Genomic DNA, 12,547 nt, shown 5'->3' on the forward strand with positions numbered 1-12,547 from the left:
AACGTTTGGATCACAAGGCGCCGAACGGGACGCGGCCGGACCCCGGGCAGGACTTTGCCTTCGCCTGCCCATCGCCGTGGATGATGGGAAATACCTGGTTGTCCACGGCCGACCTCGCTGTTTCGCCTGATTGCCGGTTTTCCGGGGCGCGGCGGCGTCGAGGCGGAGGTCCGTGAGAACGGAGGCCGCGCATGAGCAAGGGAAGCACGTCCGGACGCCTGGCGAGCGTGAGCGGTTTCGCCGACGACCGCCTCGGCACGGCGGGATTCCTCAAGCGGAACATGCGGAAGATCTTCCCCGACCACTGGACCTTCCTGCTGGGTGAGATCGCTCTCTACTCGTTCGTCATCCTGCTGCTGACCGGCACGTTCCTGACGTTCTTCTTCAAGCCCGTCATGGAGGAGGTCATCTACAACGGCTCCTACTCGCCGCTCAAGGGCATCGCGATGTCCGAGGCGTACGCCTCGACACTGGAGATCAGCTTCGACGTGCGCGGCGGCCTGCTGATGCGGCAGATGCACCACTGGGCCGCCCTGCTGTTCATCGGCGGCATGATGATCCACATGCTCCGGATCTTCTTCAACGGGGCGTACCGCAAGCCCCGCGAGCTGAACTGGCTGATCGGCGTCGCCCTGCTGGCACTCTCCCTCTTCGAGGGCCTGACCGGCTACTCGCTGGCCGACGACCTCCTCTCCGGCGCCGGGTTGCGGATCACCGCCGGCGTGGCGCAGTCACTGCCGCTGGTCGGCACCTGGCTCACCTTCTTCCTCACCGGCGGCGAGTATCCCGGTGACGAGATCATCCCGCGGTTCTACTCGATCCACATCCTGCTCCTGCCGGGCATCCTGCTGGCGCTCATCACCGCCCACCTGATCCTGACGTGGGTGCTGAAGCACACGCAGATGCCGGGCAAGGGCCGCACCAACGACAACGTGGTGGGCGCGCCGACCTATCCCTCCTTCATGGCCAAGTCGGGCGCCTACTTCATGTTCACCTTCGGCGTCATCGCGCTGCTGGGCACCTTCGCCCAGATCAACCCCGTCTGGCTGTACGGCCCCTACACGCCGTCCGACATCTCGGCGGGCTCCCAGCCCGACTTCTACCTGGCGTTCCTGGACGGCTCGCTGCGCCTGATGCCCTCCTGGGAGATCAACTTCCTGGGCTTCACGCTGCCGATGAGTGTGATCATCCCGGCGCTGCTCCCGCTGGGGATCATCCTGCTGGGCCTGGTCCTGTACCCGTTCGCCGAGCAGTGGGTCACCGGGGACCGCCGCGAGCACAACCTTGTGGACCGCCCGCGCAACAACCCGCACCGCACCGCGATCGGCATGTCGGCGGTCACGTTCTACGGCGTCCTGTGGCTGATGGCCGCCACCGACGTGATCGCCGCGAACTCCCGCCTCTCGATAAACGAGATCATCTACACCGGCAGGGTCCTGGTCTTCCTCGGTCCGGCCGTGGCGTACTACGTCACCTACCGGATCTGCCTGGGCCTGCAGCGCCGCGACGCCGAGGCTCTCGGGCACGGCGTGGAGACCGGTGTGATCAAGCGCCGGCCCACGGGGGAGTACATCGAGGTCCACGTCCCGCCCCTGGAGTCCATCGAGGCCCAGGTGCGGGGCAAGGAGCCGGTCCCGATCCTCGCGGGGGCGGCCGAGGACGGCGACGGGGAAGGTGTCCCGGCGCACAACGGGAAGCATCACCCGCTCCGCAGGCTTCGCGCCATGATGAGCAGGGCGTACGGCGGGGAGAAGGTCCCGCTCGACGGCGACCGGGACCACGACGGCCACGGCGAGCACGACGGGCGCGGCGAGCACGACGGTCATGACGGGCGTGGCCGTGCCGGGCGCGCGGCCGTCGGGCCGGGGAAGGACGAGAACAGGTCGCCGTGACCGGCACGACGGCCGCGCGCCCTCACTCCTCGGGCGGCACCTTGCCCGACCACTCCTGGCGGCGGGCCTCGGCCACCGCGATCGCCGCCGCCACCGCGACGTTGAACGAGCCGACCCGGCCGACCTGCGGGATGTAGCAGACGCCGTCGGCGGCCTCCAGCAGCGCGGGGGAGCACCCGTGGTCCTCGCTGCCCACCACCAGGCACACGTCCCCGCCCAGCTTGGCCTCGGGCAGGGGCACGGCGTCCCCGGTCAGCTCCACCGCGACCACCGCGAACCCGTCCTCCTTGGCCGCCCGTACGGCCTCCAGGACGGGGACCGGCTCCTCCCAGGCCACCAGCCGGTCGGTGCCCAGCGCGGTCTTCTGCGCCTTGGGGTTGGTCGGCGGCGTGGCGTTGCCCGCCAGCCAGATCCGCTCCACGCCGAAGGCGGCGGCCGTGCGGAAGATGGAGCCGATGTTGAACGGGCCGGTCACCGACTCCAGGATCAGGGCCAGCCGCCCCTCGGTGTTCCTCCGCCAGGTGCGGTTGAGGCGCTTGACATCGGTCGGGCGCAGCTGCCTGCGCGGGTTCGCCGTCATCGGTCGTTCACCGTTCCTCGTCGTTCCTCGTTCGTCCCGCGTGTCTCGCGGTGATCCGCTTCTCGCCCGCCACCGTGCCGCCGGTCGTGCCCGCCGGTGCCCGTCCGCCCGTGCCCACCGTGCCCACCGTGCCCGCCGCGCCGGCGTGCTCGCGGGGGAGCGGGGGCTCACCGCGACTCCGCCTCCGGGCGCGCCTCCACCCGGAGGATCCGGTACGAGGAGCGGGAGGCCACGCGCTCGGCGGGCCAGCCCCGCTCGTTCAGCCAGCGCTGCAGGGAGTCGGAGCCCAGGTGCTTCTGGACCACCAGGTGGGCGACGCCGTCCGGGGTGAGGCGCGACAGCCAGCGGGTCAGCATCTCGTGCATCGCGGCCTTGCCGATGCGGATCGCCGGGTTGGACCAGATGGCGGAGAACCGCACCTCCGGCGGGACCTCGTCGACATGCATCGACCTTACTTTGTCAAGGGAGGCGGCCCTGGCGTTTCTCGCGCACAGCTCGATCGACCTGCGGTTGACGTCCACCGCCCAGACCGTCGCCTCCGGGGCGCGCGAGGCCATCGTCAGCGCGATCGGCCCGTAGCCGCAGCCCAGGTCGAGCAGGTCGCCGCCCGGCGGCGGAGGGGGGACGCTCTCCAGCAGGATCCGGGTGCCCTGGTCGACGCGCTCGGCGGAGAACACCCCGCTGTCGGTCTCCAGTCTCAGATGGAGGTCGGGGAGCACGAGCGTGACCGAGCCGGGACGGCCCGCGGTCTCCGGGCGCTCCTCGAAGTAATGTGCCACGTCGTAGAACGTTACCAACGGCCGGGACCGGCCGGTCTTGGGGAAGGGCCGGGGCGGACGACCGGGGGCGGGCCACGTCGTGCAGGGCTCATCGCCACGAAGCCGCCGGCCGGGGCCGAGCGGGAGGCGGAGAAGCGGGAGGGCAGGAGAGGGTCACAGCCGTGTGGCCGTGCGGATCAGCCCGGCGAGGGCGAGGGAGCGGCTGTGCGCGGGCCAGGCGATGTGGGTGACGACGGGGGGCGCGTCGGTCAGGGGGACGGCGGTGTGCTCGGCCCACAGCCAGGCGCGGGCGGAGTCGGGGAAGACGGCCACGGTGCGTCCGAGGGCGATCAGCTGGGCCAGCTGCGTCTGGTCGTGGATCTCGGGGCCCGGGCCGGGCGGGTAGGTGCCGTGGCGGGACCAGCGGGCGAGCGGAAGATCGGGGATGTCGCCGACCTCGGCCAGGGACAACGTCGTGCGCGCGGCGAGGGGGTGTTCGGCGGGCAGGATGGCGATCTGCCCTTCGGTCATCAGTTCCTCGCTGTCGAACCCGGCCAGGGAGTTGAACGGCGCGTGCATGAGCGCCACATCGGCGCGGCCATCGCGCAGCATCTCCCCCTGCTCGCACATGCCGCTCGGCAGCACCTCGATCTCGGCGGCGCCGGGCTCGGCCGCGTAGGCGTCGAGGAGCTTCTGCAGCAGTTCGTGAGACGCGGCGGCCTTCACCGCCAGCACCAGGCGGTCGCGGGGGCCGCCCGGACCGCCGGCGCCACCGGCGCGACGGGTGCGGCGAGCGGCGGCGGTGGTCGCGTCGAGGGCCGCGCGGCCCTCGTGCAGCAGTACTTCTCCGGCGCCGGTCAGGGAGACGCCGCGGCGGTTGCGTTCCAGCAGGGAGACGCCGAGGCGCCGCTCGAGCCGCTGGATCGCCCGGGACAGCGGTGGCTGGGCCATGCCGAGGCGCTCGGCGGCGCGGCCGAAGTGCAGCTCCTCGGCGACGGCCATGAAGTATCTCAACTCGCGGGTCTCCAGGGTGTCCACGGCCACAGCGTACCTCGGTGATACCTACCGGGTATGACAGGGCACCGTATCGGTGTTGGATGCACCGCTCGTCCGCGAGCGAACATCGACGGCATGAGCGACACGAGAATCGCGTTGGTGACCGGCGCGAACAAGGGAATCGGATACGAGATCGCGGCCGGGCTGGGTGCCCTCGGGTACCGCGTGGGCGTGGGAGCCCGCGACGAGGCCCGGCGCGAGGCCGCCGTCGGGAAGCTGCGCGCCTCCGGGGCGGACGCGTTCGGGGTGCCGCTGGACGTGACCGGCGACCAGAGCGTCACCGACGCCGCTGAACTGGTCGAACGGCGGGCCGGGGGCCTGGACGTCCTGGTCAACAACGCCGGTATCTCGGGAGAGGTGGGTCCTGGGTGGGTGCAGGATCCGACCACGCTCGACCTCGACGTGGTCCGCGCGGTCGTGGAGACCAACGTCATCGGTGTCATCCGGGTGACCAACGCGATGCTGCCGATGCTGCGGCGCTCGGCGTCGCCACGCATCGTCAACGTCTCCAGTGCCGTCGCCTCCCTGACCCGGCAGGCGGACCCGGACATCGAGATCGGCCCCGTCATGGCGGCCTACTCGCCGTCGAAGTCGTTCCTCAACGCCGTCACCGTGCAGTACGCCCGGCAACTGGCCGGTACGAACATCCTGATCAACGCCGCCTGCCCGGGCCTGGTCGCGACCGACTTCACCGGCTTCCAGGGGCCCCGCACTCCCGAGCAGGGCGCGGCCACGGCGATCCGGCTCGCCACGCTGCCCGACGGCGGCCCGAGCGGTTCGTTCTTCGAGGACGACGGCGTCATCCCCTGGTGACCCCGAACCTGTCGCGACCATGCCGTAAGCCCTGGCGTGCCCGACGCGGCCGCGGACGCCCGGGGAGTGCCGCGACTCGTGCGGGTCCCGCCCGGTGCCGGGTCTCGACCTGCCGGAAAGCCTCGGCCGCGCTCCCACCCGTACGCCCGCCCTCACCGGGTGAGGGGCACGAGGTCAGGGGATCCGCGACCCCAGCAGCAGGGCCACCCCGGCGGTCAGCAGCCCGGCCAGGATCGCCGCCACCACGAACCACTGGGTGATCTCCTGGTTGACCGTCCGGTAGCCCAGCGAGGTGCCGATCTGCTCGTACACCTGCTTCAGCTCGCTGCCCGACTCCGCCTCGTAGGCCCGGCCGCCCGTGCCCTCCGACAGGGTCTGCAGGGTGGCCTTGTTCACCGGTACGTTCACGTCGCGGCCGTCGATCGAGACCGTCCCCTCCTGGGTGCCGTAGGCGATCGTGGAGACCGGGACCCGTACGCTCTTGGCCGAGTCGATCGCCTCGGCCACCGAACGTCCCGAGGTGTTGTCGCCGTCGGACAGCAGCACGATCGCGGCCGGGGGCGGGTCGGTCACCGCCTGCTGGTCGAAGGAGCGCAGCGACTCCAGGGAGCTGAACACCGCCTCGCCGATCGCGGTGCCCGCCCGGGTGGTCAGGGTGCCGAGGGAGGTGCCGACCGCCTGGTGGTCGGTGGTGGGCGAGACCACGACCGACGCGGAACGGGCGAAGGCGACCAGCCCGACGTTGAACCGTTCCGGCAGGTCCGCGACGAACTTCTGGGCGGCCTCCTTGGCCGCGGTGATCCGGTTCGGCTGGACGTCGTCGGCCTCCATCGACAGCGAGACGTCCAGCGCGATGATGATCGTCGCCCGGTCGCGGGGGACGCGCACCGAGTCGGCGGGACGGGCCGCGCCCACGATCAGCAGGCTCATCATGACGAGGAACAGCGCCGGGGCCACGTGCCGCCGCCAGCCGGGCCCGGCGGGGGACACCAGCGTCAGCAGGGGCAGGTTGGTGAAGCGCAGCGCGTAGCGGCGCCGGGCGAACTGGGCGGCCACGTAGCCCGCCACCAGCAGCGCCAGCGCGGCGAACAGCCACAGCCAGGCCGGAGAGAGGAATGTCACCGTGTCGCTCCCGACCTCGGGGGCCGATGGGTCAGGTGTGCCATGCGACGCTGCCGCAGCACGAACTGCGCGATGTCGAACACCCAGTCGCGGTCGGTGCGCAACACCAGGTGGGCCACCCCGCAGCGGCGCAACGCCACCTGGTTGGTCATCCGCTGCGCGGCGGCGGCCTCCGCGTAGGCCTGGCGGACCCGGGGCGTGAGCTGGATCTGGCGGCTGCGTCCCGTCTCCGGGTCGGTCATGCTGACCAGCCCGACCGCCGGCAGCTCCAGCTCGCGAGGGTCGATCACCTCGACGGCCAGCACCTGGTGGTGGGCGGCCAGCCGCCGGAGCGGCCGCTCCCAGGGCAGCTCCAGGCCGGGATCGAGGGTGGGCTCGGGGTCGAGGAAGTCGGAGACGATCACCCGCAGGCCGCGCCGCCGCCGCGCCGAGGCCAGGATCTCGATCGCCTCGGCCAGGTCGGGGGCACCGGCGACGGCGCGGCCCCTGGGGGCGTCCATCAGCGAGTGCAGCAGGCCGTACAGCGCCGGACGGCCGCTCCTGGCGGGCATCCGGTGGACGTACTCGTCGTGCAGGACGTACGTGCCGAAGCGGTTGCCGATCCGGCCCGACAGAAAGCCGATCGCCCCGACGGCGGCCACGACCAGGTCCCGCTTCTCCATGCCGGCGGTGCCGAAGTCCATGCTGGGCGACAGGTCCGCCAGAGCCCAGGTCTCCAGCTCCCGGTCGGCGATCAGGTCGCGCACGTGCGGGACGGTCGTGCGGGCGGTCACCGCCCAGTCCATCCGCCGGATGTCGTCCTCGCCGGGCACGTAGACCCGGCTGTCGCCGAACTCGCTTCCCGGACCGGGGAGGAGCCCCTGGTGGGCGCCCTGCAGCAGCCCGTCCAGGCGCCGGACGATGGTGAGCTCCAGCCGCCGCAACGCCTGCTCGGCCGTACTCAGGTCAGGATCGCCGGCGCCTTCGAGGCCGGTCACCGGGGGCCCTGGTTCCAGACGACGAGCGGTGGCGGCACCGCGGCGAGGACCTGGCGGACCACGTCCTCGGGGTCGATCCCGTCGGCGATGGCGTCGAAGGTGAGCATCAGCCGGTGGGACATCACGTCCACCGCCACGTCGCGCACGTCGTCGGGGAGCAGGTAGTCGCGGCCGCGCAGCAGCGCCAGGCCGCGTCCCGCGGCGACCAGGCCGAGGGTGGCCCGGGGGCTGACGCCGATCTCGATGTTCTCCTGCAGCTCGGCCAGGCCGTATTCGGCGGGGGAGCGGGTGGCCATCACGAGCCTGACCACGTAGTCGGCGACGAGCTGGTGGACCGAGACCTGGTCGGCCATGGCCTGCAGCGCGGCCAGCCGCGCGGGGTCGAGCACCGGCCTGGGGGTCGGCGGGGTCACGCTCATCCGGTGCAGGATCTCCAGCTCCTCGTGGGCGCTGGGATGGGTGACGCGGACCTTGAACAGGAACCGGTCGCGCTGGACCTCGGGGAGGGGGTAGACGCCCTCCGACTCGATCGGGTTCTGGGTGGCCAGCACGATGAACGGCCTCGGCAGCGGATGGGTCTCCCCGGCGAGGGTCACCTGCCGCTCGGCCATGACCTCCAGCAGCGCCGACTGGACCTTGGCCGGGGCCCTGTTGATCTCGTCGGCGAGCAGGAAGTTGACGAACACCGGGCCGAGCTCGACGTCGAAGGCCTCGCGGGAGGGGTGGTACACCCGGGTTCCCACGATGTCGCTCGGGACCAGGTCCGGGGTGAACTGGATGCGGGCGAACTCCCCGCCGACCACCGTGGCCAGGGTCGAGGCCGCCAGGGTCTTGGCCACCCCCGGCACCCCCTCCAGCAGGCAGTGGCCCCTGGCCAGGAGCGCCACGAGCAACCGCTCCACCATGTGCTCCTGCCCGACGATGACCCGCCGGACCTCGGTCAGGGCGTCGCGCAGCAATCCGGTGTCGGTCTCGCTCGGCAGTTCTTCGGCGACGGTCATGTCGGTATTCCATCAAATGAAATGGCGGCTCGCACGACGGGCCCGCTCCGTATTTCCTGACAGTGCCCGCCGCGTGCCCGCCGCGTGCCCGCCGCGTGCCCGCCGCGTGCCCGCAATGCGCCCCCGGCGTGCCCCGCGTGCCCGCGGGGCGGCCCGATCCCGGCGGCCCGCGGGGCGTGGTGTGATCGGCCGGGTGTGCTTTCATGTCAGACGTGGCCACTCCACTCCAGTACGGTGACCCGCCCCAGCTGGGGCCCTTCCTGGTGCAGGCCCGCCTGCGCGTGGGACCCGCCGGGCTGGTCTACCTCGGGCTGGCGCCCGACGGCCGGGCCGTCTCGGTCGCGGTGCTGACCAAGGGGGCGGCGCTCGACCCTGCGGCCCGCGACCGCTTCGTCACCGGGGTCCGCGACGCGACGGCGAGCCGTTCCGGCGTGCGGGGCTGGGTGGCCAGGGCGACACGCGCGCGCACCGCGGTGGCCGACACGGTCCCGCAGGTGCTGGCGATGGACGGCGGGAGCGCCCCGTGGGTGGCCACGCCGTACGAGCCCGACAGGGCCGGGGCGGAGCGGTTCCTCGAACCGGTGCTGGTCAGCGGCACGCTGATCGGCGAGCAGCACGGCCCCGACTTCGCGCCGCACTGGGTGGGCGACCGCTCGCCCGCGCTGCCCGCGCCGCCCAAGGGCGCGCCGCCGCCGACCGAGACCCGCAGGTCCGTGATCATCGCCGGGGTCGTGCTGGCCGCGCTGCTCGTGCTGCTGGCGGTGATGGTCTGGTTCCTGCTGCGCAGGGAAGACGATTTCGAGCCGTTGCCGAAGCCGCTGCCGCCCACGGTGTTCGTCCCGACCCCGCCGCCGGTCCCGGCGACGCCCGAGCCCGGCCGGCCCACCCCGTCGCCGTCGCCGAGCCAGAGCGGGACCGGCACGCCCGGCCCGCAGGAGGGCGACGAGAACGAGGGCGAGCCCATCTAGGGATGCCCGCCCGGGGCGTCCGGACGCCCCGGGCCGGATACGCCCGCCGGGCCTGAAGCGAGCCGGGCGGACGCCCAGGCGGGGAGATCGCACTCCCCTGCCGAACAGGCCTGTCCGGGCGAGGTACGCCCGTCGCGCCTGAAGTGAGCCGGGTGTGCGTCCAGGGAGAGGTCCCATGGGTCTTCTCCACCGTACTACTCGCTTGCGAGTACTCATGTTTGACTATCCTCACCTACTCGTGTTTGAGTAGTCGCATGAGTAGTACGCGATTGTTCATCCTGGGGGCGCTGGCCCGCAGGGGGCCGATGCACGGTCACCAGATCCGGCAGAGCGCGCAGACGGACAGGACCGAGCTGTGGACCGACATCAAGGTCGGGTCTCTGTACGGGGCGCTGCACCGGATGGAGGCCGAAGGGGTGATCGAGACGGTGCGCACCGAGCAGCAGGGCAACCTCCCGGCACGGACCGTCTACGCGATCACCGAGGACGGCGGGCTGGAGCTGGAGTCGCTGCGCGAGGCGGCCCTGCGCGACACCCGCCTGCGGCCCGATCCCGTGGACCTCGCTCTCCAGCTCAGCTCCGACATGGACGAGGAGGAGCTGCGGGCCGTCATCGAGGACCGGCACCGCAAGCTCACCGCCGAGTTCCAGACCTGGCGGCGGCTGAGGGAGGCGGCCACCCCCCACCTCCGGGGCCTCGAACCGCTCGGCTTCGACCACACCCTCGTCCGCCTGCGGGCGGAGATCACCTGGCACGAGACGCTGCTCGACGAACTGCCCCGGCTCCTCGGCGCCGCCGGGGGATCCCCCGGGACGCCCCCCGGCGACAACGACGGGGACAACGACGGCGAAGGAGCCTGACATGCCCGCGAAACCACTCGACGTCCTCGTCGTCGGAGGCGGCATAGGAGGCCTGGCGCTGGCCCAGGCGCTGTCACCCTCCGGGGTGAACGTCCAGGTCTACGAGCGCGAGCGTGACGCCGCCGGCTGGGTGCGGGGCTACCGCATCCACCTGAACCAGATCGGCAGCCGGGCGCTGCACCGGTGCCTGCCGGGCCCGCTGTGGGAGGCGTTCCTCGCCACCTCCGGCCACCCCGGCCCCGGCTTCGGCTTCCACACCCACCGGCTGCGAGAACTCGTGTTCGTGGAGGAGAGCGTGATGACCGGCGGGGCCGCCGACCCCTCGGGAGGCCAGTACGCGGTCAGCCGCACCACCCTGCGCAGGCTCCTGCTGGCCGGGCTGGAGGGCGTCGTCCACCACGGCAGGACCTTCCAGCGCTACGAGGTGAGGCCGGACGGCAGGATCGTCGCCTTCTTCGCCGACGGCACCTCGGCCACCGGGGACGTGCTGGTCGGCGCGGACGGCGCCGGCTCGCGCGTACGCGGCCAGTATCTGCCGCGGGCCCGCCGCGTCGACACCGGCGCGCTCGCGATCGGCGCCCGGCTGCCGCTGGACGACCGGGTCCGCGGGTGGCTGCCCGGAAACCTCGCCGACGGGCTCAACCTCATCCTGCCGCCGAGCGGGAGCGCCATGTTCACCGCGGCCTTCAACGGCAGGCACAGGGCGGATCGCCTCCTCGCGCGGGGGGCGGGTCCCGGTCCCGCCCGCGAGCCCGGGGCCGCCGGAGGAACCGCGCGGGAAGGGGGCCTCGCCGAGTTGGAGACCGGTCTCGCCGGGTTCGGGCTCGATCTGAGGTCCCTGGCCGACGATCTCCAGGACTACGTGCTGTGGGCCTTCGTCGCCCCTCGCGGGGCCTATCCGGCCGGGGCCGCGGACCTCGACGGCGACGGGCTCAAGGCTCTGGCCGGGACGATGACCTCCGGCTGGCATCCCGACCTGCGCCGCCTGGTCGCCGAGGCCGACCCGGCCAGTGTCCAGTTGATGCCGTTCAAGACCTCCGTCCCCGTCGGCCCGTGGCCCGCGACGCCGGTGACGCTGCTCGGGGACGCCATCCACAACATGACGCCCGCGATGGGCTTCGGCGCCAACACGGCGCTGCGCGACGCCGCCCTGCTGGCGAGCAGGCTGGTGGCGTTCCAGCGGGGCCGGGGCGGCCTGACGGAGGCCATAGGCGGCTACGAGACCCGGATGCGCGAGTACGGCTTCGGTGCCGTCCGCACCTCCGCGAGGTTCGCGGAGTTCATGATCTCCGGAAGCCCTCTCGTCCGGCGCGGCGCGAAGGCCTGGTTCCGCCTGTGCGACACCCTGCCGCCGGTCAAGCGGATGAGCTTCGGCCGCCTGTGGACCGACGGCGCGGCAGGGGAAGGGGAGGCGGGACCGGGCAGGGAGGCGGTGGCGCGCCCCTGAGGGCGGGCGATCCGTAACCGACGCCGCGTTCCCCCGGGTCCTCGCCGGTAATTCGCTTGAGCCTCCCGTAACGGGAGACTTTACCGTCGAGGCCATGGAAATCATCGTTCACGACACCCCGCGGGCCATGCTGGACCTGGCGAACCTCCCGCTGGAGCGGCGCCCGGAGGCGCTGCGCGCGATGCTGGCGCCCATGCGCGAGGCCATTCCCATGCCCGGCGACCTCGTCGACATCCACCACATGGGCGGCGGCTTCCGCGTGGACCGTGACGACGACCGTCACCTCCCCGCGCTGCGGCGGCTGGTCGAGCAGGACGTGCGCGGCCGGATCGAGGAGGCCCTGCGGTCCGCCTGGAGGCACCTCGGCGACGCGGTGCCGGACCTCAAGGGGCCGGAGAGCCTGCGGGTCATGCTCGTGCTCGGCGACCCCGGCGACGCGTACCTCATGGACGTCGCAGGCGGCTACTACGGCATGGGCGGCTCGCCGGGCTGGCTCTACCTGCTGGCCTGGCCCTCGGACGACGTCATCGGCAGGATCGCCCACTGCGCGGTGCACGAGTTCCACCACCAGGTGCGCTACCACAACGTGGAGTGGAACCCCGCGACGGTCACGGTCGGCGAGCACGTCGTGTCCGAGGGGCTGGCGGAGGCGTTCGTCAGGGAGTTGTCCGGCCCCGAGGCCATGGGCCCGTGGTCGGGGATGGTGACCGGCGCGGAGTTCGACCGCGCGTACGAGACGATCATCGCGGCCGCCGGTCTGCAGGGCATGTGGAACACCCCGGCCTACGTGCTGGGCGACGCGGCCATGCGCAGGTTCGGCCAGGAACCGGCCGGTGTTCCCGACATGGCCGGTTACGGGGTGGGACTGCGCATCGTGGACGCCCACCTGGCCGCGTCCGGCCTGACGGTCGCGCAGAGCACGGTGCTGCCCGGGGAGGAGATCCTGCGCAACGCCGGGGTGACCGTCCAGCGGCCCCGGCAGTCCCAGATGGTCTCCGGGGTCTCGGCGGGGGGAGACGAGGCCTGACCCGTAGGCGGCGATGACGGCATGATCGGCGATCGGGCGGGCATGT

Annotated in this window: 12 protein-coding genes; 6 read left to right on the forward strand and 6 right to left on the reverse strand. The window is 72.4% G+C overall.

The features are described 5' to 3' along the window. Window positions 1–191 precede the first annotated feature (191 nt). A complete protein-coding gene (gene qcrB, locus ACTOQ1_RS11240; protein ID WP_440066246.1) occupies window positions 192–1,892 on the forward strand; it encodes a cytochrome bc1 complex cytochrome b subunit in 1,701 nt (566 codons plus the stop codon). 22 nt (window positions 1,893–1,914) lie between these two features. On the opposite strand, the gene ACTOQ1_RS11245 is transcribed toward qcrB, so the two are convergent. The 3 genes from ACTOQ1_RS11245 to ACTOQ1_RS11255 all read right to left on the reverse strand — a co-directional run bounded on the left by ACTOQ1_RS11245 (window position 1,915) and on the right by ACTOQ1_RS11255 (window position 4,268). Next, the gene (locus ACTOQ1_RS11245) at window positions 1,915–2,472 is read right to left on the reverse strand and encodes a TrmH family RNA methyltransferase (RefSeq protein WP_440066248.1); all 558 of its coding nucleotides are present in this window, start codon (window positions 2,470–2,472) and stop codon (window positions 1,915–1,917) included. A 167-nt stretch (window positions 2,473–2,639) separates the two neighbouring features. Continuing rightward, window positions 2,640–3,251 carry a class I SAM-dependent methyltransferase gene (locus ACTOQ1_RS11250; protein WP_440066250.1) on the reverse strand — a complete coding sequence of 204 codons (612 nt, stop codon included), beginning with the start codon at window positions 3,249–3,251 and terminating at the stop codon, window positions 2,640–2,642. Window positions 3,252–3,404: 153 nt separating this feature from the next. Further along, the gene (locus ACTOQ1_RS11255; RefSeq protein WP_440066252.1) at window positions 3,405–4,268 is read right to left on the reverse strand and encodes a LysR family transcriptional regulator; all 864 of its coding nucleotides are present in this window, start codon (window positions 4,266–4,268) and stop codon (window positions 3,405–3,407) included. A gap of 93 nt (window positions 4,269–4,361) precedes the next feature. Here ACTOQ1_RS11255 and ACTOQ1_RS11260 point away from each other — a divergent pair, with 93 nt between their 5' ends. Further along, window positions 4,362–5,099: an SDR family oxidoreductase gene (locus tag ACTOQ1_RS11260; protein WP_440066254.1), complete on the forward strand. Its 738-nt coding sequence runs from the start codon at window positions 4,362–4,364 to the stop codon at window positions 5,097–5,099. Window positions 5,100–5,273: 174 nt separating this feature from the next. On the opposite strand, the gene ACTOQ1_RS11265 is transcribed toward ACTOQ1_RS11260, so the two are convergent. Genes ACTOQ1_RS11265 through ACTOQ1_RS11275 form a run of 3 tightly spaced genes read right to left on the reverse strand, consistent with a single transcriptional unit; the run spans window position 5,274 to window position 8,199 of the window. Continuing rightward, a complete protein-coding gene (locus tag ACTOQ1_RS11265) occupies window positions 5,274–6,221 on the reverse strand; it encodes a VWA domain-containing protein (RefSeq protein WP_440066256.1) in 948 nt (315 codons plus the stop codon). Next, window positions 6,218–7,198 carry a DUF58 domain-containing protein gene (locus ACTOQ1_RS11270; RefSeq protein ID WP_440066258.1) on the reverse strand — a complete coding sequence of 327 codons (981 nt, stop codon included), beginning with the start codon at window positions 7,196–7,198 and terminating at the stop codon, window positions 6,218–6,220. The genes ACTOQ1_RS11265 and ACTOQ1_RS11270 overlap by 4 nt, the downstream gene beginning before the upstream one ends. Beyond that, window positions 7,195–8,199: an AAA family ATPase gene (locus tag ACTOQ1_RS11275; RefSeq protein WP_440066260.1), complete on the reverse strand. Its 1,005-nt coding sequence runs from the start codon at window positions 8,197–8,199 to the stop codon at window positions 7,195–7,197. The genes ACTOQ1_RS11270 and ACTOQ1_RS11275 overlap by 4 nt, the downstream gene beginning before the upstream one ends. Window positions 8,200–8,402: 203 nt before the next feature. Here ACTOQ1_RS11275 and ACTOQ1_RS11280 point away from each other — a divergent pair, with 203 nt between their 5' ends. From ACTOQ1_RS11280 to ACTOQ1_RS11295, 4 genes are all read left to right on the forward strand, one after another. Then, window positions 8,403–9,167, forward strand: coding sequence for a hypothetical protein (locus ACTOQ1_RS11280; RefSeq protein ID WP_440066262.1), 765 nt, complete (start codon window positions 8,403–8,405; stop codon window positions 9,165–9,167). Window positions 9,168–9,421: 254 nt separating this feature from the next. Then, window positions 9,422–10,027, forward strand: a complete 606-nt coding sequence (locus tag ACTOQ1_RS11285) for a PadR family transcriptional regulator (RefSeq protein WP_440066264.1) — start codon at window positions 9,422–9,424, stop codon at window positions 10,025–10,027. A gap of 1 nt (window position 10,028) precedes the next feature. Continuing rightward, a complete protein-coding gene (locus ACTOQ1_RS11290; protein ID WP_440066266.1) occupies window positions 10,029–11,474 on the forward strand; it encodes an FAD-dependent oxidoreductase in 1,446 nt (481 codons plus the stop codon). Between the two features lie 94 nt (window positions 11,475–11,568). After that, window positions 11,569–12,501: a DUF2268 domain-containing protein gene (locus tag ACTOQ1_RS11295; RefSeq protein ID WP_440066268.1), complete on the forward strand. Its 933-nt coding sequence runs from the start codon at window positions 11,569–11,571 to the stop codon at window positions 12,499–12,501. Window positions 12,502–12,547: the final 46 nt, after the last annotated feature.

It is taken from the genome of Streptosporangium sp. OZ121 (assembly GCF_051918885.1).
In the GTDB taxonomy this organism is placed as follows: Bacteria; Actinomycetota; Actinomycetes; order Streptosporangiales; family Streptosporangiaceae; genus Streptosporangium.